Raw genomic sequence first — 25,434 nt, 5'->3', positions numbered from 1 at the left:
AACCGCTTCACGAGAACAGCTCCAGCAAGTCTTCACGGGTGATGGCCGCCGCGCCGCCGGCCTCGCTCAGCGCGGCCTCCATCAGCGCGCGCTTCTTGTCCTGCAGGCCGAGGATGCGCTCCTCGACGGTGCCCTGCGACACCAGCCGGTAGACGTTGACGGGGCGCTCCTGGCCGATGCGATGCGCGCGGTCCGCGGCCTGCGCCTCCGCGGCCGGGTTCCACCACGGGTCCACCAGGAACACGTGGTCGGCCGCCGTCAGGTTCAAGCCCGTGCCGCCCGCCTTCAGCGACATGAGGAGCACCGGCGCGCCGTCGTCCGCCTGGAAGCGCGCCGTCACCTCACCCCGGTTCGCCGTGCTCCCGTCCAGCCGGTCGAAGCCGATGCCCGCGCGCTTCAGCGCCGGCTCGATGAGGTCGAGCAGCGACGTCCACTGCGAGAACACCAGCGCCTTGTGGCCCTCCGACACCGCCGTGTCGAGCGCCTCCACCAGCGTGTCCACCTTCGACGACGAGGTGGCCTTCTGCCCGGGCACCAGCGCCGGGTGGCACGCGGCCTGACGCAGACGCAGCAGCGCCTCCAGCGCCTTGAGCACGCTGCCGCCCTCGTTGAGCAGGGCGACCACCTCCGCGCGCGTGGCCGCCATCACCGCGTCGTAGATGGAGCGCTCGCGCTCATCCAGCGACACGTGCATCACCGACTCGATGCGCGGCGGCAGCTCCGGCGCCACGTCGCGCTTGAGGCGGCGCAGCACGAAGGGACGGATGCGGCGGCGCAGCTCGCTCGCGGCGCCCGCGTTGCCCTCGGAGATGGGGCGGGCAATCTTCTCCTCGAACTGCCGCCGTCCGCCGAGCAGGCCCGGGTTGGTGAAGTGCATCAGGCTCCACAGCTCGTCCAGGCGGTTCTCCAGCGGTGTGCCGCTGAGCGCCAACCGGAAGCCGGACTTGATGCCGAACGCGGCGCGCGCCACCTGGCTCTCCGGGTTCTTGATGGCCTGCGCCTCGTCCAGCACCACCATCGCCCAGTCCTGCGCGCCCAGCACCGCCGCGTCCAGGCGCAGAATCGAGTACGTGGTGAGCGTCACGTCCGCGGCCGCGTCCAGCGCGCGACCGGGGCCGTGGTAGACGCAGACCTTCAGCGAGGGACGGAAGCGCTTGAGCTCCGCCACCCAGTTGGGCAGCACGCTGGTGGGACACACGACGAGCGAGCCCTTGCCCAGCACGCAGATGGTCTGGAGCGTCTTTCCCAGGCCCATGTCGTCCGCGAGGATGCCGCCCAGGCCCGCGCTCTTGAGGAAGCCCAGCCAGCTCACGCCCGTCTGCTGGTAGTGGCGCAGCGACGCGTTGAGCTCCTCCGGCAACACCGGCGGCGGCAGCTTCTCGAAGCCCTCGACGAGCGGCGCCAGCTTGTCGAGCCCCGGCGGAGGCGGCTGCTCCAGCGTCTCGCACAGCTGCGACAGCTGCGGCAGCGCGTGGTTGGACACGCGGCCATCCGACTGACGCGCGGCCAAGAGGTCCGCCACGCGCTGGCCGTTCTTCTCCAACCAGGCGCGAGGCAGGGGCGCCCACCCCCCGCCCACCAGCGGCACCAGCCCCAGGCCCTCCTGCCACGCGCGCACCACCGCGGCCGCGTCCACCGAGCGCGTCTCCCCGCCCTTGCCACCCTCCACCTGGAAGTCGAGCGTGAAGCGCACCTCCGGCACGCCCAGCGCGTTGGTCGCCCCCTCCACGGACAGCGAGGGCTTGAGCCGGACGTCCGGGCTCACCACCGACGCGCCGTCACCGGCGAGGTCCCCGCCCCAGCGCCGCAGCTTGTCCGCCCAGCGAACCATCTCCGGGCCCTGCACCGTCACCCGACGGCCGGGCACCAGGTTCAGCTCCTCGCGCAGCTCGTGCACCAGTCGCTGCTCCACGGCCTCGTCGCGCAGCGGCACCGCGCCGCGCAGGTACACCATGCGCCCGTTGTCGATGCGCACCGCCGGCGGCGCGCCGTAGACGAGCGTCGGCAGCACCGACAGCCCGGACTCCAGCTGGTGCAGCTCCAGCAGGATGCGCGGCTTGAGCTCGCGGTCGATGGACGGCACCCGCCTGGTGCGCACGTCCACGGGCATGCGGCGCCCCAGCTCCGGCAGCACCTTGGAGGTCAGCTCGCCGAGCTGCTCCGCGCCGTAGGTGCGGACGATGGGCAGGTTGTTGAGCCATGGGCCCGTCATGCCCGTCTCACCCAGCCGCGCGAGCGCGTCACCCACCAGCGCGACGCCGGGGCTCACCACCTCCGTCACGCGAGGATCCCTCGCCACCGTCACCACCAGCTGCCCGCCCCGCTCCTCCACCAGCGCCCGGGGCACCACGACCTCGTCGGGGATGGCCACGGGACGGCCGTCGAGGAGCACGTTGCGCGCCTGCACCAGGACCTTGAGCAGCGCCTCCAGCGTCTCGGGGGCCAGCGCGCCGCGCGTGCGCCGCTGCTCGAGGATGCGGTCGGCCAGCAGGTCGGCCTGCTCCACCTGGAGCTGCGCGGCCTGCGCCGGCTTCGCCATGTAGGAGGCGAGGCTGCCGTCGAGCGGCTCCTCGCGCCCGTCCGCGTGGGCCAGCGTGCGCTTGAGCTGGAGGCCGTCGCCGGTGCGCGCGAAGTGGTACACCACGCGAGACCAGCGGGTGGCCGCCGTCTCCATGGGCGCGTCCGTCTTCTCCGCCTGTTGGAGCGACAGGGCCGCGGCCACCACGTGCTCGCACGGGTCCACGCGGCTGGGGCAGTCACACTCCCAGGCCTCGTCGGCCGGATAGAGCGTCACCGTGAAGGGAACCGGGCGCCCCGACGAGCGCACCCTCAGCTCCAGCTCGTTCTCCGTCTTCGACTGGAGAACCACCGCCCCGGCGCGGGAGAGGTTCACTCCGTTGGACCAGATACCGGGGCGGGCTTCCTTCCGGACGGCTTCGAGCAGTTGGACGGTGGCGGACATAGGGGATGGGAACTCCCTACGCCCCCGGGGTGCGCCGCGCAACGGCGATGCGCACCCCGGCCCCCCGGCTCAGCCGCAGCTCAGCGTCCAACGGCAGTTACCCGACAGGCACTCCTTCCCGTACAGGCAGGTGGCCCCCTTGGCCTTCTTCGGCTGACACTTGCCGCTGTTCAGGCCCCAGCCGCAGTACTGGGTGGACGCGCAGTCGGCCTCCTCGTCGCAGATGCAGGTGCCGGCGCTGTTGCAGCCGGACGCGGTGCACGCGTCGCTGATGCACTCCTCCTTGAAGCGGCAGGACTCGCCCACGGCCTTGGAGTCGGGCGCGTAGCGCACGCCGCACAGGAGCGGGTACTGCGTCTCGCGGGTGGCCTTGTCCACGTAGGTGGCCACGCCGCTGGTGTCGATGTCCGCCGCCGCGTCCGCCATGCCCGTGCGCGGGTTGACGGCGCGCTCCCACGTCTTCAGGAAGGTCTCCGCCGAGCCCGACAGCCCCGTGGTGTTCGCGCCCACGCGGCCCAGGTCCTTGAGCAGGTCCGGCAGGTAGCCCACGTGCGCGAGGCCGTACTCGTCGAAGCCCGTGCCCAGGCGCGTGGGGCCCGAGACGTTCTGCTGCCGCAGGTGCGCGTCCGCCTCCGCCTGGAACGTGGCCGAGCACGCGCCGTTGTTGCCGAAGCGCGGACGGGTCTGCTGGATGAAGCCGTTCAGGTCCGCGCCGAAGGCCATGGGCACCTTGAGGCCCTGGCGGCCGAACTCGTACGCCTGCGCCAGGGAGCGCGTGGAGCCGTGGCAGTTGTTGGCCACCCCGGAGCGCGAGTACGTGCGCGTCTCGTCATGCGCCGTGCGCAGGCCGAAGATGCCGCCCGTCTGGCGCAGGTAGCGCGCCACCCACGCGGGCGTGGTCTTCTCGTCGTCCGCGAGCTTCGGGTTCATCACCTCGCGGAAGTGGCCGTGGGAGATGACCAGCGGGTAGTACGTGTTCGCCTGCGCCAGGGCGAAGGCGTCCTGCAGGCCCTTCTCCGACAGGTGCGCCACGTCGATGAGCATGCCCCGGCTCATCATCGCCTGGACCAGCGCCTTGCCGTCCGCGGTGAGGCCCTTGGTGTTGCGGCAGTTGCCGGCCGCGTCGCGGTACACGTCGAAGCCGAGCGTCATCGTGCTCGTCGTCACGCCGCAGTCGGTGTCCACGTGGCACGTCTCCAGGAACTGCGCGGCCTGGAAGATGGCGTTGTGCAGCGCCGCGCCGCCGAAGCGGTTGTCCAGCTGGTGCACCGGCTGGAGCGAGCGCACGCCCAGCGCGTGGAAGCGGTCCAGCTCCGTGCGCCAGTCCTTGGTGCCGAACAGCTTGCTCGTCTCGATGGAGAGCACCATGGCGAGCTTCCCGGCGGCGATGATGTTGCGCGCGTGCGAGGGCGTCAGGGCGATCTCCACCCAGTCGTTGCGCGCGTCGAAGTCACGCGCCATCTGGAGCTGCAGCTCCACGTCCGCCATCTCGTCGCACGGCCGCGAGAGGTTCTGGTACGGCAACACCTTGCAGAGGAACTCGTTGCTGACCAGCGACACCATCACCAGCGACATGCCGCCCTGGTGCGCCTGGCGCAGCCACCCCTCCCACGACTGCTGGTGGGCGATGGTGTCCCAGCGCGGCCACTGGGTGTTCACCGACATGCGGCCCAGGTGGATGCCGGTGTCGCCCTCGGTGCCCTCAATCTTGCCGATGAACTCCGAGCCCACCGCGCCGCCCAGACCGAAGAGCGCCGCGAGCAGCGGGTTGCCGCTCAGGTTGATGCCGCCCGAGTTCGGGCACAGGTTGAGCATGTTGCTCAAGTCCATGCGCACGCGGGCGTGGTCGCTCTCCGGCAGACCGCCGTCACAGCTCGTCAGCGAGCCGGTGTGGCTGCCGTGGAACCAGCCGCCGCCAAAGGCCTCCTCGGCGAACATGTGGTGGTGCAGCTCCGCGAAGCCCGGCGCGGCCAGCGGCTGGGTTTCGGTCTCGGTCGTGGGCTGCTCGGATGGCGCTTCCTCCTGCACGGGGCCACAGGCGAGCCCCAGACACAGGCTCAGCGGAAGAAGGGCCAGGACACCCTGGCGTCGATGACGCGGGGACATGAACATAAGCGGGGGATTCCTTCTGGGGATGCGGGCGGATGGCTCCGCGGCCGCGCGCATGAGGATACTCCCCGCTCGCCGCGCATTTCGAGCCGCGTCCGTGCTGCTTGAAACATTCAGTGACAGTTGTCGCCGCCTTGCGTCATCGGCTTCACGGGGTGGTGCGCGGGGTGGTGCGGTGGCGACCCGGCACGGTGACGAATCACACACGCGGGCCCGTGGCGCGGGGTGTAGCGGTATCCTCTGGCGCCGCACCTGGGCCGCGTCCCGACGGCCGGTGCGTCACGAGGACCTATGCACCTGGACGACTACACGCGATACGACGCGCTGGGGCTGGCGGAGCTGGTGCGTCAGAAGGAAGTGAGCCCCGAGGAGCTGCTGCGGGCGGCGCTGGAGGCCATCGCTCGCGTCAATCCGAGGTTGAACGCGGTCATCGACGTCCGGGACGCGGACGCGCGTGAGGCCTTGAAGCGGGGGCCACCGGCGGGGCCCTTTGGCGGGGTGCCCTTCCTCATCAAGGACCTGGTGGCGCACGCCGCGGGAGTCCCCATGGAGCTGGGCAGCCGGCTGGCCCGGGGACTGGTGCTCCCGCATGACACGGTGTTGATGGAGCGCTTCCGCCGCTCGGGCATGGTGCTGCTGGGGCGGACGAACACGCCGGAGTTCGGCAACAACGCGACCACGGAGCCGCTGACGTACGGCCCCACGCGCAATCCCTGGGATTTGTCGCGCAGCCCGGGCGGCTCGAGCGGCGGCTCGGCGGCGGCGGTGGCGTCGGGCATCGTCCCGGTGGCGCACGGCAATGACGGAGGCGGCTCGCTGCGAATCCCCTCCTCGCTGTGCGGCGTGTTCGGCTTGAAGCCCACGCGCGGGCGCGTCTCCGTCGGACCGGACGGGGGCGAGGCGGTCAACGGCCTGGGCATCGAGCACGTCATCACGCGCTCGGTGCGCGACAGCGCGGCGATGCTGGACGCCACACAGGGACAGGCGCCGGGCGACCCGTACTTCGCGCCGCCGCCGGAGCGGCCGTTCCTGGAGGAGGTGCGTCGGGAGCCGGGGAAGCTGCGCATCGCGATTTCACGCAAGGCGGCCTCGGGTGTCCCGGTGCACGCGGACAACGTGGCGGCGGTGGAGGACGCGGCGAACCTGTGCGCGTCGCTGGGGCACGACATCGTGGAGGCCGCGCCCGTCTACGACGACGCGGTCCTGGTGGAGGCCATGGTGTCGGTGTGGTGCGCGAGCAACGCCGCGCTGGCGGAGATGCTCGGCGGAGCGCTGGGGCGCACGCTGGGGCCGGACACGCTGGAGGCCACGACGTGGGCCGCCGTGGAGCACGGACGGCGCATGCGCGCGCTGGACCTGCAGGCGGCGTTCGCGGTCTTCAACCAGGTGAGCCGCGCGGTGGGCGCGTTCTTCGTGGACCATGACGTGCTGCTGACGCCCACCGTGGCCGTGCCGCCCTACCCGCTCGGCGTGCTGGACTCGAACAAGCCCATGAGCGCGGGCGAGTGGTACCGGCACGTCTTCACGCTGATTCCCTTCACGCCGCTCTTCAACGTGACGGGGCAGCCGGGCATGTCCGTGCCCCTGCACTGGAACGCGCAGGGCCTGCCCATCGGCGTCCAGTTCATCGGCCGCTTCGCGGAGGAGGCCACGCTGTTCCGGCTGGCGGGCCAGTTGGAGAAGGCCCGCCCCTGGGCCGCGCGCAGGCCGCCCGTGCATGCGGCGAATGCGACGGAGACCTCCTCCGCGTCCTAGGCCCTGTTCTGGTAGGCCCGAGGATGGGCCACCTGCTGTGTTCCATCAGCAGGTGGCCCGGCGAACGGACCTCAGAGGCACTGACTGTAATAGTCGTTGATATACGCGCAGGTGGAGCCGGCGACGCAGCAGGTGGGGCCTTCCCATCCGATTCCACCGCACTGCCCGTACTTCGCCGCGCAGGTCTTGGTCGTGTAGCAGACCTCGAGTCCCGGGCGTTGATCGACGACGAGCGTCTCACTGCTGGAGAAGATGGCGGGGACGGAGACGGTCGTGGCGGCGGAGTCCAGGAGGAAGCCGTTGTTCGCGACGCCACCGTTGACCCAGTTGTTGACCAGGTTCGAGACATTCGCGGTGCGCGTCGACAGGAGGCTGGGGAGGATGGTGGCCTCGACCGCGGGAGAGTACTGCTGATTGAAGCTCGCATAGGTCACGGTCGCTTCGCTCCAAGGCACGCTGGCCCTGTGGACGAAGACGGAGTTCGTCTGGGCGACGGCGTAGAGCTGGAGCGTGGCGGTATCGATGGTGATGTTGGCGGGGAGCGTGCTGAGATCGAACCGCAGCAGTGACTCCTGTCGCGAGGTGACGCCGAGCGCGGACAGGTAGTCCACGGACAGCGGGCCCGCCCCATTGGCCGCGTTGGGAGAGGCGGACATGATCGTGGCGTCGGCCACCGTCCCCCGGACACCGCGCTGGAACAGCACGCAGGCGCTCACGGGTTGCGACTGCTCGGACAGGTCGTCGCTCGGCTCCACGGTCTCGAGCCCTGCTCCACAGCCGGAGAGGAGGAGCGGAATCGCAACGAACAACCACGTGCCTACGGGGAATGCATGGATGCGCATGGGGTCCTCTGTTGAGCGCCTGGAGAGCCTCGCGAGCAGGAAGGCTTCGCGGTCCCAGACGCCGCACGCGTCATCAAGTCATCTGCTGAATCCATACACCATCAGGAGGCGCATTCGACTGTCTATTTCAATGCAAGGAATTGCCCGCATGAGCAACGACATGCGGGCTCGACGTGTCGATTGCGCCTGGCGCGACAGCTGTGCACCGTGTTTCGTGCCCAGAGCATTTCGAACCAGGTGGTCCTAGACCTCCTCGAACGCCACTCCCGTGATCTTCCTGCGCTCCAGGAGCAGCTTGATGTGCTCCGACACGATGAGCGCGGCAGGCCAACCCCAGGCGCGAAACACCTGGGTGCCGTCCAGCTTCGTCGGGTCGATTTTCATCCGGGTGACGCCACGGGAGTGGCCAGACAGGTCGGGTCGCCCATCCTCGGGTCGCCAGGGCTGTATCCCTTCCGACGCCTCGACATCGATGCACCGGAGGAGCCTCGTGGCCACGAGAATCGAGTACTCATCCGCGCAGCCCTGGATGTCCACGGGGACCAGTTGGACTTCCTGGATGGAGAACTCCGCGAAGAGCGCCGCCATCCTGGCGTGGATGACGGGAACCCCGCCGGCGCTCGTCAGGTTGAAGTCGCGCCGACGCCCTCGCTCTCGCACGCGAAGCCGCATGCGGTCAGGGGCCTCGACGGGCTGGCCCGCGGTGAAGGCCGTCAGGTCTTCCAGCTCCCGCCCCTGTCCATCCAACAGGGCCCCCAGGGACCAGGTGCCTGCCTGAACGGCGTCGGTGAGCCGAAAATATTGCGGGGACATCCCAACGACCTCACTCGCTTCGAGACGAAAACCGCTGGAGCCTCGGCCCCAGGCCCGGGCGTTCTACACGAGCCCCGGGGGCGGCAGGTACCGGGCAAGTCCGTCCATCACCAGGGCCTCGATCCGGACCACGGTCCTGTCCGGCCCGATGACGAGCGTCTCGACGCGCTGGAACTGAGACGTCTCGCGCCGCCGTTCCTTGATTTCGGACCAGGGGATGAGCAGCGGCGGATGGAACGGCGTGAAGCTGGGCATCATCGCGAGATAGAGCCCTGCCTCACTCGCGCCCACCGTCAGGCAGCGGTTGTAGTGGGTCAACCCCATCCGTCCGGTCGACATCTTCATGAACAGGTCCGGCCGGGGCGCGCTCGTGCGGTAGCGCTTCGCGAGCCCGGACCAGCCCCCGTTGACCGACGCGAAGAACGCGATGGCCACGAGGCCCAGGACGAACAACGGCGGAAAGAGCCAGCCCGGGATGGCGCCCGCCGCCCCCAGCAGGAGCATGTCTCGTGATTCCAGCATCCGCGTGCCTCCTCACCCCTCCCGGCGCGGAGCACGCGCCCAGAGCACATCCCAGGTCAGCTCCAATCCCGCGGAGCCAGGCGCCTCGATGACGACCTGCACCTCGGTGGCCGCCACCTGCGCCCCCTCCGCCCGCGCCCGGTTGAAGAGCCGCTGGAGCAACTTGGGCCCATCGACATACGTCGCGAAGAGGAACCCCGACGCGCCCACCGGCGTCAGCGGCTCGGCCTCCGGCAGGTCCACCCCCAGCCCCCACGCGGCCAACAGCTCGTCGTACAGCTCGTCCAGGTCATACAGCGGCGCATGAATCCCCAGCGCGCCACAATCACACGCCCACCCGAAGCTCCCCGCCAGCGCGCCCTCCTCGAGCAGCCGTCCCCGTGCGGGCGCGGAGCACAGCCCACACGACGCCGGAGGCACCTCCCCCACCAACTCCCGCTGTTCGTCGAAGACGAGTCTGAGCGCGTCCATCAGCGACAGCCCTCCAGGTAGGGGTTGAGCGACTCCATCGCGGACGAGGGGACCCTCAGCCGCGGGCGCATCGGGTCCAGGTGGAGCGTGTCGGTCCACCAGAACAAGAACTCCTTGCGCTCCCACGCGCGAACCTCCGACCAGGGGATGCGCAGCGGGGAATGAGCGAGCCGCAGCGGCAGGACAGGCCGGAGGGCTGAATGGGAGAACGACGCCATGACGCCTCCCTAGGCGGGCGGAACCAACCGCGAAAGCGCTGCTCTCAATCGCTCGGGAATCGCCGTGGACTTGCGCGACTGCCGGTCCACGAACACATGGACGAAGTGGCCATGGGCGGCCGCCTCCGTCTCGCCCTCCTTGAAGAGGCCAATCCCATACGTCACCGAGCGCGTGCCCAGCTTGTCCACGCGCAGCCCCGCCCGGAGGCGGTCGGGATAGGCCAGCGGCGCCCGGTACTGGCACTTCGACTCCACCACCAACCCGATGATGGGGCTCGCATGGATGTCCAGCCCGCCCTCGTGGATGAGGTAGTGGTTCGCCACCGTGTCGAAGTAGCTGTAGTACGTGACGTTGTTGATGTGACCGTAGACGTCATTGTCCATCCACCGCGTGGTGATGGGCAGGAAGTAGGCGTAGCGCTCGGCGGTCTCGACGTCACTCACGGCGGAGTCCCTCTCATCACGGCGACCAATATCCCAGGGCCTGATGGAAGAGCCCCTCCAGCACCGGCCGCGTCATCTCACGGGGCGCGTTCTGGAGCAGGCGCTGCTGAGGCAATGCGCCGGACACCAGGGCCGACACATCCGCCTCCGTGTACCCCACGCCCCGCAGCCCATTCGGCATCCCCACCCCGCGCATGATGCGGATGAGCTTGTCCGCCAGCACCTCGCCCGCGTCCCCGGGGCTCGCGCCACGCGTGTCCGCGCCCAACCACGTGGCCGCCTCCAGGTGACGCTCCGGACTCTCGGCCGCCGTGTAGCGGAACACCGCCGGCGCGTTGAGGATGACCGCCATGCCGTGCGGCACCAGCGGTTCGTCCTGGGGATAGCCCGTGGGCCGGAAGTCCCGCACCAGCCCCGCCACCGCGTACGCCATGCCGTGCGGCGCGTGCACCCCCGCGTTGCCGAACGCGATGCCCGCCAGCGTCGCCGCCCACATCAGCTGCTCACGGGCCTCGTGGTCCGTCGCGTCCGCCACGCCCCGCTCCAGGTACAGCCCCATCAACCGCAGCGCCTCACGGCAGCCCAAATCACTCCAGGGGTTCGCCCCCTGGCTCATCGGCCGCAGCGTGGGGCGCGCGGGCGCGGGCCGGCGGACGTAGGCCCGGGCCGTGTAGCTCTCCAGCGCGTGCGACAGGACATCCAGTCCACTGGCCGCGACGACCTCCCCCGGCAGCGTGGCGGTGCAGTCCGGGTCCACCAGGGCCTCGGTGGGACGCAGCGCGTTCGAGGCGATGCCCGTCTTCGCGCCCAGCGAGCGCAAATCGAAGATGGTGATGCCCGTCACCTCGCTGCCCGTGCCGGACGTGGTGGGACAGGCGATGTGCGGCTTGAGCGGCCCGGGCACCGGGCGGCCCTCGCCCACCGGCGCATTCACATACGTCAGGAAGTCGGACGGCCAGGTCGCGAACAGGTTCGCCGCCTTGCACGTGTCGATGACCGAGCCGCCGCCCAGGGAGACGTAGCCATCCGGACGAAAGTCCGCCGCGAAGCGCACCGCCTCCAGGAAGGACTGGTCCGTGGGCTCGATGCTCACGTCCTTGAAGACGCCCAGCTCCAGCCCCGAGGACCGCAGCGACTCCACCACGGTGCCGAAGATGGGGAGCTTCGCCACCCCCGCATCCGTGAAGAGCGCCACGCGCCGCATCCCGAGCACCCGCGCCCTGTCCCCCACCTCCGACAGACAACCCCGTCCGAAGGTGACGCGCGAGGACTCCATGGTGAAGGCGGAGTCACACCCCTCCCCCACCTCCTGGTAGTGGCAGCACCCGAAGCCCATGACGTCCTCCCGCGAGGGTCCTGGCCGCAATCTACCGTGGCTTGATGCCCCCGGGGCGCGCCGTCGTCAGCAGTCGTAGTCCGGAGGGGTGCCCCCATCCTCGAGGACCCACGGCGCGGGGCCGCCCTGCTTCGCGAGCGACTCCCCGCAGTCGAGCGACGCCTCCCCCGACATCGCGCGGTAGAGCACACACGACGCACGCTCGACGAAGAACGCCTGACGCGGCCAGTCCGGCCCGCGCGCCACCAGGATGGCCACCGCGTAGTGCCCGCCGTCCGGCAGCCGCACCAGGCCCACCTCGTTGAGCACGTTGTAGCGCGCGTCATCCGAGCAGCACCCCGGAGGCAGCCACCCGCCCTTGTGCCGCAACGTCGCGCGGGCCTTCGCCGGCAGGCGCGTGCCCAGCCACCCACCACAGCCCTCGCGAGGCGTCAGCTCCATCCACTTCAACAGGCGCGACGTCGGCCGGGGCTTCAGCAGCTCGCCCGCCGCCAGCCGATGGAGGAAGGCCACCGCGTCCGCCGCGCAGAGGTAGTTGTCGTTCCCCATCACCTTCGGGGAGTTGGTGGCCCAACGCGGCTTGCCGTAGTTCCACTTCGTCAGCGCGGTGTTCTTCACCTCGAGCGAGCGCAGATAGTCATTGATGACATCCGGCCCGCCCACCAGGTCGATGACCGCGCCCGAGGCCTCGTTGTCCGAGGTGCGGAACACCTTCTCCGCCAGCGGCGCCACCTTCTTCTCCTCGGCCTTCTTCAGCGCCGCAGCCACCCAGAACACCTTGGCCGAGCTCGCGGAGATGTGCGGCACCGTGTCCGAGAACCCGGCGTACTCCCCGGTCCTCGAGTCCCGCACCGCCAACGCGATGTCCGAGCCCGGCGACAGCGCCTGGGCCTCCGCCGCCAGCGAGTCCACGACGGACTGGAGCGAGGCGCGCGCGGGCCCCGCATCCGTGGCCTCCGACGCCTGGGCGGCCCCCACCGCGAGCCAGCCCCACACCCACGCTCCAGCCCGAAGCATCAGCGCTCCACCTGGGGCGGCGGCGTGACGAGCGGAATCCCCGCGGCCGCCACGTACGCGCCGTAGTCATAGGGCGGCACGCGCTGGGCACCGTCGTAGTCGAAGTCCACCACGCCGGTGAGGATGACGCCCTTGTCCACCGCGGCCGAGGAGGACAGCAGGTGGAAGTCCTTCGCCGCCGCGTCCCTGAAGCCCGCCGCCGACAGCTGCGTGGACACCAGGTTCGTCCTCGCGAACAGGTCCAGGCACGCCGTGTTGCCGCCATTGCCCGCGTGGGTCGTCGGCGCGCCCGCGACGATGTTGTTGGAGAAGGTCACGACGTTGCCGCCCATCAGGTTGCAGAAGACGTAGACGCCCTCCACCGAGGAGGTCACCACCGTGTTGTGGTGGTAGGCGACCGGCCGCGGGTTCGCGACCTGCAGGTTCACATCCGTGGTGCGATTGAAGAGCGTCCCCGTCCGGGCCCCGATGATGATGTTGTTCATCACCAGCGAGCCGCCCAGTCCCTGGAACATGATGCCCTGGGTGTTGCGGGGCTGGTCCGTCTCGATCCAGTTCGAGTCGATGACGCCCTTGCTGCCAGGGTTCACCGTGATTCCACCGGAGTGGCTGCTGTTGTTGTTCAAGCCGTAGTTCTTGATGAAGTTGCGCCGCAGGGTCATCCCCTGGAGCGCGCCGCCCACCTGGATGGCGTCATTGCCGGTGTTCTCCACCCGGTTGTTCACCACCTCGACGCCAATCACATCCGCCTCGTGCACCCGCTTGCCGCCGCCGCAATCGACGCCCGGGTTGTAGGACTGGCCATTCACCCAGCCATGGTGCGACGGGCCGATGTAGACCCCCTCGTAGACGGTGTCGTGGATGTACGTGTCGTGGATGCGGGTGTTGTACTGGGCCCAGGTGCCACGCGCCCAGGCGCCGGCGCACGTCGGATACGTGCGGAAGGCGATGCCCACGCCGCCGTTGGGATTGCCACGCACCTCCACGTGGTCGATCTCCACGTCGGACGTCCCGTCGCGCAGGTCGATGTGCGCTTGATTGCCGCCCGCCGTGCCCGCCACCAGGCCGTAGGCGTGCGTGCTCCCGGTGCCCGTCAGCCGCAGGTACCGGCTCGCGCCCGTGATGCCCATCGGGCTGTTGCCCGCGTTGTTGAAGATGGCCTGACCGCCGCAGTTGGTGATGGTGACAGGCCGCTCGGCCGTCCCCTTCAACCCGTGCAACGCCAGGTAGGAATACGTCCCCGGCTTGATGCACAACGTCTTGCCCGCGTAGCGCTCGGAGCCCGCGTCAGAGGCATCCAACCAGACGTAGCCGCTGCCCGAGCCGATGAACTCCGAGCACCCGCCCCCCGCCGTGCACGACAGCCCCACCGTCGGGTTCTCGGGGGAGCCTCCATCCCCCGCGGTTCCCGCGTCGGCCTGTTCGCCAGCATCGGGAGGTTCCCCCGCGTCAGGCAGCGCTCCCGCGTCCGAGGTGGCCCCCGCGTCCACCTCACGCCCGGCGTCCGGAGGGTCCTCCGCGCGGCGCTCCGCATCCCCTCCTCCACCACACGCCACAGCGAGGACAGCCCATCCCACGGCCGACAAGAAGATGCTCGAGCGAGTCGTCATGGACCCACTCAATACAACTTTTCATGGTTTGTCGGGAGTCTCCTGAAAGAGCCACGCGAGGAAATGGGAGAACTGGCTGGAGCCGTAGGCCGCGAGCGCACATTCGGCGACGCTTTCACGCGAGCCCTCGACGATGAGGTCGTGACGCGTCTGTGACAGCGCGCGGTCCACCTCGACGAGCGCGCTCTCCTGCATCCGCAGCAGGTCGATGAGCGCGGCGGCGCGGGCCATGGCCTCGCGATAGGCCCTGGAGAGGACGCCGGAGGTGCGAGCCTGGAGCGCCGCGGCGTCCTCCTCCGCTTCCAGCGCGGCGCGGCGCTCGTCGAACCGGGCCTCGAGTGCGTCCATGCGTTGCTTGAAGCCCCGCAGCGCGTCGCTCCGCGCGATGGCAGAGAGCCCTCGTTGAAGCTCCGCGTCGTCCTCCCAGCGTCGACGCTCGACCTCCAGGTCCTTGCGGGCGTTGAGCTCCTCGCGGTCCACCTGCGCGCGTCGGCCCTCGATGCGCTCCAGCTCCGAGCTGTCCACGTCGAGGTTGCGGCTGCGCACGTCCTCCATCCACGCGTGCAGGGCGTCCTGTTCCGTGAGCAGCGGAGAGCGCGCGGCCTGGGACTCGCGCGCGATGGCGGGACGGGACCCGGTCAGCCGACGCAGCTGTTCCTCCAACCGGACGCGCGCGGTGGCCGCCTCGGTCCGCTGGCGCTCCCATCCGAGGCGCTCGCGTGCCAGCTCGTCGCGCAGGTACAGCGCGCGGCTGCGCACGGCCCCCACGCTCCCCACGAACCCCGCGCCCACGAGCCACCACGGCGAGAACACCACGGCGGGCACCAGGCCCAGCGCCGCGGTGACCAGCAGCCCGCTGACCATGCCGCGCTCCAGCGAGCCCTCCCGGGAGAACTGCCGCACCACGGGTGTCTCGAGGGGGAGGAATCGCGACAGCTCGCGCAGCCAGGCCATCGTCGGTGACGCCTCGCGCTCGCTCGCCTTGGGTGGCGACGCGGCGGGCGTCACCTCGGGCACCGCATCGGCGGGCATCGCCAACAGCCGCGACAACGTGGGGGCCACGTACTCACGCACCCGCGCATGGGGCGAGGTCCGCAGCGCCTGGAACAGCGGCGAGCGCTCCGGTTCGAGGAAGTCCCTGCGACGGAACAGCAGACAGTCGTCGCCGCCCTGGAAGCGCTCCCAGAGTGACGGCTCGTGCGCGAGCGCCACGAGCGAGAGCCACACCACCCAGCCGGAGAAGTGGTCCAACCGCAGGTCGAAGAACCCCGCGTCGCGGCCGGGGTGTTGGTAGTTCGGATGGCCCGTCTCGTGGCCCTTGCGTCCGACGAGCGGCGGGACGCACATGCCGTCGTAATCGATGAGCCTCAGCCCCCGCTCCGTGACGAGCACGTTGCCGTGCTGCAGATCCCCGTGCGCGATGCCCGCGTCACGCAGGGCCGACAGCAACCCCAGCCACTCGGCGGCGAGGCGGAACAACGTCAGCGGCTCGCGCAGGTGCCGGCCGACGTAGCGCTCCAGCGACTCACCCTGCACCCACTCCATCATGACGAGGGGGAGCCAGCGGCCGCGGACATGGATGCCTCGCGGCTGGAACCAGACGCCCACCGAGGACGGCAGCCAGTGCTGCTCCAGGTGCCGTCGGATTTCGAGGTAGCGCGACTCCTGGTCCCGGGGATACGGGCGCGTGAAGCAGCGCACCGCGTAGACCGTGTCGCCGCAGGTCACCTTGTACGTGGTGGCGAAGTTGCCCGCGCGAGGACGGGGCAGTCCCGCCATCACCCCCGTCCCCTGCTCGACGACGCCCGCCTTCAACCTCGCGTCGGAGAAGGCCTGTCCCGGATGCTGGAGGGCGGATTGATAGTCGCTGTCGGAAGGCAGGGCCATGACGTCACGCCTCCACCGACAGGCGCATCAGCGTGGTGTCGTCGTTGCGCAGGCTCCGCGCCGCGCGCAGCCCCGCCACGAACGACTCGAACGCGGAGCGGTCGTCCTCGCCGGGCAGCGACAGCCAGGGCCGCCCGCCCCGCTCATGCTCCCCCAGGAACCAGTGGGCCAGCGCGTCCGTCATCAGGAGCAGCGTGTCGCCCACGCGCACCTCGCCCGTCATCTCGCGCGCCTGCGCGGCGACGCGCGCGTTCTGCGCGCCATGGGTGGACACCAGGAAGGGACGCGAGCCGAACGACGACGCGAGCTCGAGCGGGAAGCTCCGCACCAGCCGCGCATCGCGCACCTGGAACAGGCACGAGTCCCCCACGGCCAGCGCGGACCACGTGCCCACGATGCCATCCGCTCCCGCCGGGGTCCGCGCGAGGCTCACGCCCAACACCGTCGCGAAGGCCCCCTCACGAAGCTTCTCCTGGGCGTACCAGGGCAGCTCCCGGCCCTCGACCTCCGCGAGCCAGCGGCGCTGCAACCCGGGCAGCGCCTGGAGCAGCCCCGAGGGCTCCCGCATCTGGCCTGTTGCGTACTCACGCGCGAGCAGCCGCGCCCACAGGCCGGAGAAGAGGCTCTCGGTCGCGCCGTCCGCGACGGCCACGTGCAACGAGTCCTCCACGAGGACAGCGGAGTGCTCGGGCGCCGCGGCGTCCTCGTTCTCCGTGGGCGCGTTGCCGTCCTTCTGGACGCCCATCACCTCCAGCGCGATTCGCATGGCCAGCTCGCGTCCCACGCTCAACGCAGGTTGCTCGGCCGCGTCCCGATGTTCAGGAACTTGATGAGCGAGAGGATGTCCGCGTTGAAGACGAAGCCGCGCGCGCCCTCGCGCACCGCGTGGCCCTCATCCCTCGCCGCGGCGAGCATGCCCTGGGTGAGCGGACTGGAGAGGGAGAAGAGCCTGCGCGCGTGCGCGTCCGGCAGGTGCGTCTCGGCATCGGGGAACTGGATGGGCACGGCCGGGTTCGAGGACAGGTGCACGTTGAGCAGCAGCACCTCGCCGTCCGCGCCTCGCACGGAGCGAAGCCCCGCCGCGCCCTCGGTCGGGTCTCCATCCGTGGGCTCGCCGTCGGAGATGTTCACCACGATGGGCGGGAAGCTCTCCGGGTGCTCCCGCATCCAGGCGGTCACCAGCTCACGGGCTCGGAGGAGCACCTCGCACATGGGCGTGGGTCCGTGCGCGTGCGGCTCCACCCAGATGGGGAAGCGGACCTTCTCGCGCACCAGGCCCCCCATGCCATCCTCGCGCTCGCGCGTGCGCTCCTCCAGCCTCGCGGGCGCGTGCCCCACCGCGCTGATGGGCACCAGGCCCCGCCCCGCGAGCGCGCCGCTGAAGGCCGAGCCGACCTTCTCTCCGTACCCGAGCACCCCCAGGTGGAAGTAGTCCCGGATGCCTTCCTCACGGGCACACCGCACCACCAGGTTCTGCACCAGGCGGTTGGTGACATCCGCCACACCCTCGGCCTTCTTGCGCGTGCCCCCCTGGCCCCCGAAGGGGTCGTCCATCGACCCCGACTGGTCGATGAGCAGCAGGATGCAGGCGGGCTGGGTGCGGCTGATCTCCGACGAGTAGGCCATGGGTCCTCGCACCGCGCGGTCCGACTGCGCGCGCGAGCCTACAGTGGCCCTCGCTGGAGGAAGCGACGATTCGACGCCCTCCGCCGCGCCCCCGGACAGGCGACGCGGCGGAAGACGGACGGGCTAGTTCGTGACGCCCTTCGCCAGCTCACCCACGAAGCCCGCGGCGATCTTCGAGAACTTCAAGGCGTGGTTGGCGTTGCTGCCCGACTGCGCGATCGTGTCGTTGACCGTGTGGATGTAGGGGTTGCCCGTGTTGACCGTGGACTCGTGCGGGATGGAGGCCGCGTAGCCCTGGGCCGTCCACGACGCGTGGTCCGAGCACGCGTAGCCGCACGTGGTGTCGCGCTGGACGATGCCACCGCCGTACGTGGTGATGATGTTGCGCAGGAACGTGTTCTGCGCGGAGTTGGTGTAGTCGGTGACCACGCCCACGTCGTGGGTGTTGCCGGCGCGCTTGTAGTTGGTCATGTCCAGTTGGAGCACGCCCACCACGTTGACGCCGTTGTTCTTGTGCCAGGCGGCGATCTCCTTCGAGCCGCGCAGACCGACCTCCTCCGCCGCGTAGCCGATGAACTTCACCGTCCGCAGCGGCCGGTAGTTGCAGGACACCGCCGCGCGGATGACCTCCGTGAAGGACGCGATGCCGGACGCGTTGTCATCCGCGCCAGGCGCCGTGGCGCCCGAGGAGATGGAGTCCAGGTGGCCGCCCACCACCACCACCTCGCTGGCCAGCGTGGAGCCAGGGATGGTGAGGATGACGGAGGGCTGCGCCCACGCCGCGTGGGTGAACGTCGTCGCGGTGATGTCGCTGCGCGACGCGGCGATGTTCGCCCAGAGGGTGCGCAGTCCGTTCGCCGCGTTCACGCCCGTCGTGTGCGTGTAGTAGCGCGTGGTGTACGCCGCCATCGTGTTGATGGTGGAGCGCACGCCGGACTCGGTCAGCCGGCCAATCATGCAGTTGACGGCGGCGGCGTTGTCGATGGTGTACGTCACCAGCTCCTGCGTGGGCGCCAGCGGCGCGGGCACCAGCGACTTCTCCGCCTCGTCCCGCGTCTCGAACGTGACGAAGCCCGCACACCGGTTGAACTTCTCGTGCATGACGTGCGCGATGCGCTCCAGCTGCGACTCGCGCACCTGAATCACCGACACCTCCTTCTTCGTCAGCGACGGAGGCGGCATCTTCCAGCCTTCCTTCGCGAAGGCCTCCGCCACGGGCTCCATGGCGTCGGCACCCAACGAAATCCACAGCTCCCGGTCCTCGGCTCCCGCGAACGACGCGGTGGGGCTCAGCAACATCAGGGCAAACGGAATCAACCGCTTCATGGGCAGCGCTCCTTGCTGGATGGGTGGTGCGTCGCGGAACACCGCGGCCAGCCGCATCGCACGGCCTCCGCGTGTGGACTCCACATGGCGCGCACGACCTGCCGCGCGCCCTCGGGAGACGGAGCCGTACTTTCCGCTTATTCCGCGATTGCGGACAACCTACCCCACCCCGGAGACGCAGGGTGAACTATTCACCACTCAACAAAGACGCCCCGTATGGGCGAAGCGCCTCCACGGGCCCACCTGCACGGCCGTGGAGTGCGGGGTGCGTCACTCGCTGGGGAGCGCGGCCACCACGTGGGTGGCGGGCCGGGAGCCGTTGTTGGAGGACTCGTCGTGCTCGGTGAGGCAGGCCTCGGTGCGCACCATGGGCAGGCCGTAGGGCTGCTCGCGCAGGAAGGCCATGAGCCGCTCGCGCACCAGGCATCGCAGGTCGAACGCCTTGCCGGAGTCCGAGGCGCTCACCAGGGCGCGCAGCTTCATGGTGCGCTCGGACATGTCCGTCACCTGCAGCCCTCCGACCTTGCCATCCCACAAGCCGTTGGACTCGTGCTCCAGGATGCGGCGCAGCTCGGCGCGGGCCGCGGGCACGTCCGTGCGGAAGTCCACGTAGAACTCCGCGGTGCCCATGATGTCCGGGGACACCTTGCTCCAGTTCTGGAAGGGCTTCTCCAGGAAGTGGCCCATGGGAATCACCAGCCGGCGCAAGTCCCAGACCTTCACCACCACGTACGTGAGGGTGATCTCCTCCACCCAGCCCCACTCGTTCTCCACGATGACGGTGTCGCCGATGCGGATGGGCTGGGTGATGGACAGCTGGATGCCGGCCAGCAGCGTGGAGATGGACTTCTGCGCCGCCAGGCCGATGAACAGGCCGGCGATGCCCGCCGAGGCGAGCAGCGACACGCCCACGTTCCGCACCGCCTCGAACTGCAGCAGCATGAGCGACGCGCCGATGAGCACCACGGCGACCTCCACCACGCGCCGCAGCACCGCCAGCTGCGTGCGCAGGCCGCGCGCCCGGCCCACGTTGCCGCCCTTCTCCTCGCGCACCACCGTCTGCTCGACGAAGCCCGCGGCCAGCTTCACGAAGCGCAGGAGGAACCACGCCACGGCCACCAGGCCCACCGAGCGCGTCACCAGGTCCACGCCGTGCTTCGCCACGGGCGGCAGCTTCAGCGCCCACAGCCCCGAGGCCACCAGCACCGTGAAGAGCACGTAGCGCGTGGGGCCTCGCGCGGACGTCGCCAGCTGGTCATCCCAGCCCGACTTCGTCATCGCCGTGGCCCGGTCCACCACCCGGAGCACCAGCCACTCGATGGCCCGCCCCAGCAGCCACGCCCCCACGAACAACACCGCCAGACCCGCCCACTGCCACAGCTCCAGTCCCCACGCGCTGCCCTCGGGCACGGGGACGGGCAACGGAGGCGGCGGGGCGCCCGCCACGGAAGCCTCGGGCGTGGCGGCGGAGAGCCAGGGCAAGGAGATGGAGCGCACCATGTCTGGGGGCCTTTCGAGTCGGGGTGCACGGCGAGCCCCGGCCCCGCGCGCATCCCTCTCGCGTGGGCGCCGTACTCCCGGGCTTAAAGTTTGAGGTCAAACCTACTAACGGTACGAGCTGGGATGGTCCAGGACCTTTTTGGAGGGAGGTTCCCCCGGACCCGGCGGGACTTTCCGGGCTGGCTGGGCTGAGGGAGACTCGCGCCCGAGCAGCCCTCGCGGAACCCCGGCCCGGGCCGTGTGCTTCCTGAGGGCCTGGAGATGGTCATGAGCATCTGGAATGTCGCGGGCCGTTGGGCCCGAAGCGTCGTTCAGCAGCCGCCCGCCTCCTCCACGAGCAATGAGGCACGGCCCACGGGCGCGTCGTCCGGCTCGGCGCAGGCGAAGGACTCCTTCACGCCGTCTCCATCACCGGGCGCCAACCCGTCGCGGCCGGATTTGTCGGGGGGAGCGAACGAGGGTCCGAGCGGGTACTCGAAGCCGGTGCGCGCGGACGAGCTGCCGGACATCCAGAGCGGCACGGGGGTGCTGACGCTGAACCTGGCCAACGGCGCGGGCTCCGAGTACCGCACGGCGAAGAACCGCGAGGAGCAGGCGGAGCTCATCCGTGAGACGGGCGCGACCATCGCCGGGTTCCAGGAGGTGGACGTCGGCGTGGATCGCAGTGGGAACGCGAACACGGCGTTGGACATCGCGCGGCATCTGAATCCGTCGTTCGAGGCGTTCAAGTCGGGCACGGTGCCCACGGTGGGGCTGCACGAGGACGCGCCGGCCACGGCGATTCGCAAGGGCGCGGATGGGACGACGCTGTACCAGACGCCCGAGGGGACGCTGGTGACGGGCGAGTCGTTCTCCGGGGATGACAAGAGCATCAAGGGCGACACGGGCGCGGACGCGACGTACGGCAACGCCATCTACGTGGGGGCGCCGGACAAGGTCGTGGACGCGTACACGGTGACGCTGCCCGCGGCGGAGTCCGGAGGGCCCGCGGTGTCGTCGAAGGAGGACCTGGCGGCGCTGGGTGACGGCAAGCTGACGGAGGCCGAGCGCAAGGCGCTGGGTGCGCGCAACGAGGCGCTGCGGAAGAACAGCCCCTCCGAGCCGCGCACGGCGCTGGTGACGCGCGTGGTGGGGCCGGATGGCCAGGAGAAGAGCATCATCAACGTGCACCTGGCGGCGGGGAAGGAAGGCGCGGGGCTGCGCGAGAAGCAGCTCCAGTTCCTCGCGGAGGTGGCGCGTGCGGAGGCCAAGGGTCCCCCGGCGCGGGAGCTGGTGGTGATGGGCGACTTCAACGATTCGACGGAGAACGTGGGCAAGGCGCTCGAGGGCGCGGGGCTGCACCGCGTGGTGGGCGGGAAGAAGGCCAACGGCGACAACTTCGACCAGGTCTGGGTGTCGGGCGGGTTGGACACGCACAACGCCGCGCAGGTGAAGACGGACGGCGTGAGCGACCACGCGCATGCCGGTTACGCCATCATCCGGTGACGCGGTTCACTCGATGATGTTGACGTGCTGCGCACCGCCGGCCTTCAGGTAGTCGGCGATGCGCTGGACGATGATCTCGCGCTCCGCGTCGGTGACCTTCTTGCCGTCGTCCCAGCGCCGGATGGACTTCTTGACGATGAAGGCGAAGCCGGCGCTGAACTCGAAGAGCAGGGCCCTGTCGTTCTGCTGGTAGAAGCCCATCTCTCCCCGGCCGAGCGCCGCGATTCGGTATTCCTCCGAGTCACTCACGCGAACGCGGAGCCCCCGAGTGGGCTCCGTGTTCTTGATGCTCGCGATGAAGTCGCGCTCGTCCTGGTCCATCCGGGCATCTTGTCCACGCTCGTGCCGCGCCTCAATCCTCCCGAGGCGCGCGCTGGCGCAACACCAGCAGCCGCAGCTCCGTCATGTCCTCGATGGCGTACTTCACGCCCTCGCGTCCCAGGCCGGAGCCCTTCACGCCGCCATAGGGCATGGTGTCCACGCGGAAGCTCGGCACGTCTCCCACCACCACGCCGCCCACCTCCAGCTCGTCCCAGGCATGCATCGCCCGTGAGAGGTCGTTGGTGAAGAGCCCCGCCTGCAACCCGTACCGGCCCGCGTTGACCTGGGCCATCGCCTCCGTGAAGGAGGTGAAGGGCTGGAGCAACACCACCGGACCGAAGGCCTCCTCCGCGCTCAGCGGCGCGTCCTCGGGCACGCCCTCCAGCACCGTGGCCTCCAGCAGCGCGCCCTTGCGTCCGCCGCCCGTCAGCACCCGCGCCCCCCGCCCCACCGCGTCCTGAATCCACCCCTCGAGGCGCTTCGCAGCGGGCTCGTCGATCATCGGCCCCAGCGTCGTCGCCTCGTCACGAGGGTTCCCCGAGCGCAGCGCCCGCGCCCGCTCGACGAGCAGCGCCTTGAACGCCTCGTAGTGCGACGCGTGCACCAACACCCGCTGCACCGAGATGCAGCTCTGCCCCGACTGGAAGAACGCCCCGAGCGCCACGCGGTCCGCAATCACGTCCAGCGCGGCGCCCGGCTCGCGGTCCACCACGCAGGCCGCGTTGCCGCCCAGCTCCAGCACCACCTTCTTGCGCCCCGCGCGCGCCTTGAGCTCCCAGCCCACCTTCTCCGAGCCCGTGAACGACAGGAGCTTCAACCGCTCGTCCTCGATGAGAGGACCGATGTCCTTCAGCGTCGGCGTGACGACCGAGAACGCGCCCTCGGGCAGGTTCGTCTCCGCGAGCACCTCCGCCAGAATCATCGCGCTCACCGGCGTGCGGTCCGACGGCTTCAGGATGAACGGGCAGCCCGCGGCGATCGCCGGCGCGACCTTGTGCGCCACCAGGTTGAGCGGGAAGTTGAACGGCGTGATGAGCGACACCGGCCCCACCGGCACCCGACGCGTGAAGCCCCGGTAGCCCTCGGCCCGCGCGGACACCTCCAGGTTCAGCACCTCGCCGCCCCCGCGCACCGCCTCCTCCGCGGCGGCCTTGAACGTCTCGATGAGCCGCGTCACCTCGCCGCGCGCGTCACGCAGGGGCTTGCCCGCCTCGACGCAGAGCACCTGGGCCAGCTCCTCCGCGCGCTCCTGGAAGCGACGCACGCAGTGCTCCAGCACCGCCTGTCGGGCATGCGCGGGCAGCCGCCGCATCGGCCCCGCTGCACGCACCGCCGCGGCGATGGCCTCCTCCACCGCGGCCGCGTCCGAGAGCGCGACCCGCGTCACCACTTCTCCCGTGTACTTGTCCACCACGGGCAGGTCCGCGTTTGGCCAGCACCGACGGTTGGCCACGTAGTACGGGTAGCGTTCAGCCAACATGGAGCACCTCGCCTTCCTTCTCCCCGACGCCGAGCGCGCGGGTGTTGTCCGAGTAGTCGATGGGCAGGTCGATGACATGCACGCCGCCCGACTCCAGGCAGCGTGACAGGGTCGCGCCGAACTCCGACGCGCTCGTGGGTCGATGCCCCCTGGCGCCGTACGCCTCCGCGTAGCGGACGAAGTCGGGGTTGCCCAGCGCCATGCCGAAGTCCGGCAGGCCCATCTCCCCCTGCTTCCAGCGAATCATCCCGTAGCCGTCGTCGCGCACGACGACCACCGTGAGGTCCAACCCCAGTCGCACCGCCGTCTCCAGCTCCTGCGAGTTCATCATGAACCCACCGTCGCCGCAGACCGCCACCACCTTGCGGCGAGGATGCACCAGCTTCGCGGCGATCGCCGAGGGCAGCCCCGCCCCCATCGTCGCGAGCGCGTTGTCCAGCAAGAGCGTGTTGGGCCGCCGCGTACGGTAGTAGCGAGCGAACCACAGCTTGTACATGCCATTGTCCAGACACACGATGCCGTCATCCGGCAGCGCGCGGCGCACCTCCGCCACCAGTCTCGCGGGGTAGATGGGGAAGCGGTCATCCGCCGCCCCTCGCGCCAGCTGCGCCTCCAGCCCCGCCCGAGCCTTCTCGAACGGCGCGAAGTCCCAGCTCGCCCCACGCTGTCCCAGCCCCTCCGCGATGCGCCACACGGCGTTGGCGATGTCCCCCGTCACCTCCAGCTTCGGGAAGTAGACCGGGTCCACCTCCGCCGACGAGAAGTTCAGGTGGACGACGGCGCGGCTGCTGTCGCGCATCACGAACGGCGGCTTCTCGATGACGTCGTGTCCCACGTTGATGATGCAGTCGGACATCTCGATGGCGCGGTGGACGAAGTCTCCATCCGACAGCGCGGCGGTGCCCATCCACAGCGGGTGGGACTCGTCGACGACGCCCTTGCCCATCTGCGTGCTCGAGAAGGGAATCCCCACCCGGTCCACCAGGACGCGCAGCATCTCCGACGTGAGCTTCCGGTTGGCGCCCGCGCCCACCATCAACAGCGGCCGGCGCGCCGAGGCGATGGTCTCCACGGCCCGCGCGATGGAGCCCTCGTCCGCCACGGGCCTGCGCCACGCGCTGGGCGCGAGCAACGGCGCCTCGGTGGCCTCGCGCGCGACGTCCTCGGGCAACTCCAGATGCGTGGCGCCGGGGCGCTCCTCCTCCGCGCGACGGAAGGCCTCGCGCACCGCGGACGGGACGTGCTCCGCGGAGACGAGCGTGCGCGTCAGCTTGGTGAGCGGGCGCATCATCCCCACCACGTCGACAATCTGGAAGTGGCCCTGCTTGCTCGCCTTGATGGGCTTCTGCCCGGTGAGCATCACCATGGGCATGGCGCCCAGCTGCGCGTACGCGGCCGGCGTGACGAGGTTGGTGGCGCCCGGCCCCAGCGTCGCCAGGGTGACGCCCGCCTTGCCGGTCAGCCGCCCCCACGTCGCCGCCATGAAGCCGGCCGCCTGCTCGTGACGGGTGAGCACCAGCTTCAGGCTGGAGCCCCGCATCGACTCCAAGAGGTCCAGATTCTCCTCGCCGGGCAGCCCGAAGACGTAACGCACGCCCTCGGCCTCCAGCGCTTTGACGAACAGGTCCGATGCCTTCATCTCGCGGTCCTTCCTTCCGGTGACACCGAAGTTCTACGGACCGGGGTCGATTCGTACATTCGTTTGTTCGC

General features: G+C 70.1%; 21 protein-coding genes. 2 read left to right on the top strand and 19 right to left on the bottom strand.

Translation table 11 applies throughout. The annotated features are described in order from the left end of the window. Nucleotides 1-7 precede the first annotated feature (7 nt). Nucleotides 8-2,962 carry a DEAD/DEAH box helicase gene (locus tag LXT21_RS26320; protein WP_254040950.1) on the bottom strand — a complete coding sequence of 985 codons (2,955 nt, stop codon included), beginning with the start codon at nt 2,960-2,962 and terminating at the stop codon, nt 8-10. A 69-nt stretch (nt 2,963-3,031) separates the two neighbouring features. Further along, nucleotides 3,032-5,068: a membrane dipeptidase gene (locus LXT21_RS26315; protein ID WP_254041193.1), complete on the bottom strand. Its 2,037-nt coding sequence runs from the start codon at nt 5,066-5,068 to the stop codon at nt 3,032-3,034. A gap of 294 nt (nt 5,069-5,362) precedes the next feature. On the opposite strand from LXT21_RS26315, the gene LXT21_RS26310 reads away from it, so the two are divergent. Then, nucleotides 5,363-6,826 carry an amidase gene (locus LXT21_RS26310; protein ID WP_254040949.1) on the top strand — a complete coding sequence of 488 codons (1,464 nt, stop codon included), beginning with the start codon at nt 5,363-5,365 and terminating at the stop codon, nt 6,824-6,826. Between the two features lie 71 nt (nt 6,827-6,897). On the opposite strand, the gene LXT21_RS26305 is transcribed toward LXT21_RS26310, so the two are convergent. From LXT21_RS26305 to LXT21_RS26240, 14 genes are all read right to left on the bottom strand, one after another. Next, the gene (locus tag LXT21_RS26305; protein WP_254040948.1) at nt 6,898-7,668 is read right to left on the bottom strand and encodes a DNRLRE domain-containing protein; all 771 of its coding nucleotides are present in this window, start codon (nt 7,666-7,668) and stop codon (nt 6,898-6,900) included. 243 nt (nt 7,669-7,911) lie between these two features. Continuing rightward, on the bottom strand, nt 7,912-8,481 hold the full coding sequence (locus tag LXT21_RS26300; RefSeq protein ID WP_254040947.1) for an imm11 family protein: 570 nt from the start codon (nt 8,479-8,481) through the stop codon (nt 7,912-7,914). A 63-nt stretch (nt 8,482-8,544) separates the two neighbouring features. Continuing rightward, nucleotides 8,545-9,003 carry a hypothetical protein gene (locus LXT21_RS26295; protein ID WP_254040946.1) on the bottom strand — a complete coding sequence of 153 codons (459 nt, stop codon included), beginning with the start codon at nt 9,001-9,003 and terminating at the stop codon, nt 8,545-8,547. Nucleotides 9,004-9,015: 12 nt separating this feature from the next. After that, nucleotides 9,016-9,474 (bottom strand): hypothetical protein, encoded by a 459-nt coding sequence (locus tag LXT21_RS26290; protein ID WP_254040945.1) that lies wholly within the window; start codon nt 9,472-9,474, stop codon nt 9,016-9,018. After that, nucleotides 9,474-9,692 carry a hypothetical protein gene (locus tag LXT21_RS26285; protein WP_254040944.1) on the bottom strand — a complete coding sequence of 73 codons (219 nt, stop codon included), beginning with the start codon at nt 9,690-9,692 and terminating at the stop codon, nt 9,474-9,476. Before LXT21_RS26285 ends, LXT21_RS26290 begins: the two co-directional genes overlap by 1 nt. A gap of 9 nt (nt 9,693-9,701) precedes the next feature. Continuing rightward, a complete protein-coding gene (locus tag LXT21_RS26280) occupies nt 9,702-10,136 on the bottom strand; it encodes an acyl-CoA thioesterase (protein ID WP_254040943.1) in 435 nt (144 codons plus the stop codon). 16 nt (nt 10,137-10,152) lie between these two features. Continuing rightward, nucleotides 10,153-11,472, bottom strand: a complete 1,320-nt coding sequence (locus LXT21_RS26275) for a hydroxyacid-oxoacid transhydrogenase (RefSeq protein ID WP_254040942.1) — start codon at nt 11,470-11,472, stop codon at nt 10,153-10,155. Between the two features lie 66 nt (nt 11,473-11,538). Next, nucleotides 11,539-12,489: a serine hydrolase gene (locus LXT21_RS26270; RefSeq protein ID WP_254040941.1), complete on the bottom strand. Its 951-nt coding sequence runs from the start codon at nt 12,487-12,489 to the stop codon at nt 11,539-11,541. Next, nucleotides 12,489-14,099 carry a right-handed parallel beta-helix repeat-containing protein gene (locus LXT21_RS26265; protein WP_254040940.1) on the bottom strand — a complete coding sequence of 537 codons (1,611 nt, stop codon included), beginning with the start codon at nt 14,097-14,099 and terminating at the stop codon, nt 12,489-12,491. Before LXT21_RS26265 ends, LXT21_RS26270 begins: the two co-directional genes overlap by 1 nt. Nucleotides 14,100-14,120: 21 nt before the next feature. Next, nucleotides 14,121-15,986 carry a hypothetical protein gene (locus LXT21_RS26260; RefSeq protein WP_254040939.1) on the bottom strand — a complete coding sequence of 622 codons (1,866 nt, stop codon included), beginning with the start codon at nt 15,984-15,986 and terminating at the stop codon, nt 14,121-14,123. Between the two features lie 4 nt (nt 15,987-15,990). Continuing rightward, nucleotides 15,991-16,752 (bottom strand): protein phosphatase 2C domain-containing protein, encoded by a 762-nt coding sequence (locus LXT21_RS26255; protein ID WP_254040938.1) that lies wholly within the window; start codon nt 16,750-16,752, stop codon nt 15,991-15,993. A 20-nt stretch (nt 16,753-16,772) separates the two neighbouring features. Next, entirely contained in the window at nt 16,773-17,612 is an 840-nt protein-coding gene (locus LXT21_RS26250) for a vWA domain-containing protein (protein WP_254040937.1), read from the bottom strand. Nucleotides 17,613-17,735: 123 nt separating this feature from the next. Further along, nucleotides 17,736-18,995 (bottom strand): M20/M25/M40 family metallo-hydrolase, encoded by a 1,260-nt coding sequence (locus tag LXT21_RS26245; RefSeq protein ID WP_254040936.1) that lies wholly within the window; start codon nt 18,993-18,995, stop codon nt 17,736-17,738. Between the two features lie 213 nt (nt 18,996-19,208). Beyond that, on the bottom strand, nt 19,209-20,438 hold the full coding sequence (locus LXT21_RS26240) for a mechanosensitive ion channel family protein (RefSeq protein ID WP_254040935.1): 1,230 nt from the start codon (nt 20,436-20,438) through the stop codon (nt 19,209-19,211). Nucleotides 20,439-20,705: 267 nt separating this feature from the next. On the opposite strand from LXT21_RS26240, the gene LXT21_RS26235 reads away from it, so the two are divergent. Next, nucleotides 20,706-21,923 carry an endonuclease/exonuclease/phosphatase family protein gene (locus LXT21_RS26235; RefSeq protein ID WP_254041201.1) on the top strand — a complete coding sequence of 406 codons (1,218 nt, stop codon included), beginning with the start codon at nt 20,706-20,708 and terminating at the stop codon, nt 21,921-21,923. A 6-nt stretch (nt 21,924-21,929) separates the two neighbouring features. Here the strand turns inward: LXT21_RS26235 and LXT21_RS26230 are convergent, their stop codons facing one another. From LXT21_RS26230 to LXT21_RS26220, 3 genes are read right to left on the bottom strand one after another with little or no spacing between them, the layout of a single operon-like run. Next, a complete protein-coding gene (locus LXT21_RS26230; protein WP_254040934.1) occupies nt 21,930-22,244 on the bottom strand; it encodes a hypothetical protein in 315 nt (104 codons plus the stop codon). 31 nt (nt 22,245-22,275) lie between these two features. Further along, nucleotides 22,276-23,724, bottom strand: a complete 1,449-nt coding sequence (locus tag LXT21_RS26225; protein ID WP_254040933.1) for an aldehyde dehydrogenase family protein — start codon at nt 23,722-23,724, stop codon at nt 22,276-22,278. Continuing rightward, nucleotides 23,714-25,363 carry an acetolactate synthase large subunit gene (locus tag LXT21_RS26220; RefSeq protein ID WP_141329782.1) on the bottom strand — a complete coding sequence of 550 codons (1,650 nt, stop codon included), beginning with the start codon at nt 25,361-25,363 and terminating at the stop codon, nt 23,714-23,716. Before LXT21_RS26220 ends, LXT21_RS26225 begins: the two co-directional genes overlap by 11 nt. Between the last annotated feature and the right edge of the window lie 71 nt (nt 25,364-25,434).

The organism is Myxococcus guangdongensis (assembly GCF_024198255.1).
Lineage (GTDB): Bacteria > Myxococcota > Myxococcia > Myxococcales > Myxococcaceae > Myxococcus > Myxococcus guangdongensis.
This window is presented reverse-complemented; position numbering and strand designations above follow the sequence as displayed.

Excerpts from the sequence above, each read along its gene's own strand:
- LXT21_RS26320 (WP_254040950.1), bottom strand. The coding sequence starts at position 2,962 with ATGTCCGCCACCGTCCAACTGCTCGAAGCCGTCCGGAAGGAAGCCCGC.
- LXT21_RS26315 (WP_254041193.1), bottom strand. The coding sequence starts at position 5,068 with ATGTCCCCGCGTCATCGACGCCAGGGTGTCCTGGCCCTTCTTCCGCTG.
- LXT21_RS26310 (WP_254040949.1), top strand. The coding sequence starts at position 5,363 with ATGCACCTGGACGACTACACGCGATACGACGCGCTGGGGCTGGCGGAG.
- LXT21_RS26305 (WP_254040948.1), bottom strand. The coding sequence starts at position 7,668 with ATGCGCATCCATGCATTCCCCGTAGGCACGTGGTTGTTCGTTGCGATT.
- LXT21_RS26300 (WP_254040947.1), bottom strand. The coding sequence starts at position 8,481 with ATGTCCCCGCAATATTTTCGGCTCACCGACGCCGTTCAGGCAGGCACC.
- LXT21_RS26295 (WP_254040946.1), bottom strand. The coding sequence starts at position 9,003 with ATGCTGGAATCACGAGACATGCTCCTGCTGGGGGCGGCGGGCGCCATC.
- LXT21_RS26290 (WP_254040945.1), bottom strand. The coding sequence starts at position 9,474 with ATGGACGCGCTCAGACTCGTCTTCGACGAACAGCGGGAGTTGGTGGGG.
- LXT21_RS26285 (WP_254040944.1), bottom strand. The coding sequence starts at position 9,692 with ATGGCGTCGTTCTCCCATTCAGCCCTCCGGCCTGTCCTGCCGCTGCGG.
- LXT21_RS26275 (WP_254040942.1), bottom strand. The coding sequence starts at position 11,472 with ATGGGCTTCGGGTGCTGCCACTACCAGGAGGTGGGGGAGGGGTGTGAC.
- LXT21_RS26270 (WP_254040941.1), bottom strand. The coding sequence starts at position 12,489 with ATGCTTCGGGCTGGAGCGTGGGTGTGGGGCTGGCTCGCGGTGGGGGCC.
- LXT21_RS26265 (WP_254040940.1), bottom strand. The coding sequence starts at position 14,099 with ATGACGACTCGCTCGAGCATCTTCTTGTCGGCCGTGGGATGGGCTGTC.
- LXT21_RS26260 (WP_254040939.1), bottom strand. The coding sequence starts at position 15,986 with ATGGCCCTGCCTTCCGACAGCGACTATCAATCCGCCCTCCAGCATCCG.
- LXT21_RS26255 (WP_254040938.1), bottom strand. The coding sequence starts at position 16,752 with ATGCGAATCGCGCTGGAGGTGATGGGCGTCCAGAAGGACGGCAACGCG.
- LXT21_RS26250 (WP_254040937.1), bottom strand. The coding sequence starts at position 17,612 with ATGGCCTACTCGTCGGAGATCAGCCGCACCCAGCCCGCCTGCATCCTG.
- LXT21_RS26245 (WP_254040936.1), bottom strand. The coding sequence starts at position 18,995 with ATGCGGCTGGCCGCGGTGTTCCGCGACGCACCACCCATCCAGCAAGGA.
- LXT21_RS26240 (WP_254040935.1), bottom strand. The coding sequence starts at position 20,438 with ATGGTGCGCTCCATCTCCTTGCCCTGGCTCTCCGCCGCCACGCCCGAG.
- LXT21_RS26235 (WP_254041201.1), top strand. The coding sequence starts at position 20,706 with ATGAGCATCTGGAATGTCGCGGGCCGTTGGGCCCGAAGCGTCGTTCAG.
- LXT21_RS26230 (WP_254040934.1), bottom strand. The coding sequence starts at position 22,244 with ATGGACCAGGACGAGCGCGACTTCATCGCGAGCATCAAGAACACGGAG.
- LXT21_RS26225 (WP_254040933.1), bottom strand. The coding sequence starts at position 23,724 with ATGTTGGCTGAACGCTACCCGTACTACGTGGCCAACCGTCGGTGCTGG.
- LXT21_RS26220 (WP_141329782.1), bottom strand. The coding sequence starts at position 25,363 with ATGAAGGCATCGGACCTGTTCGTCAAAGCGCTGGAGGCCGAGGGCGTG.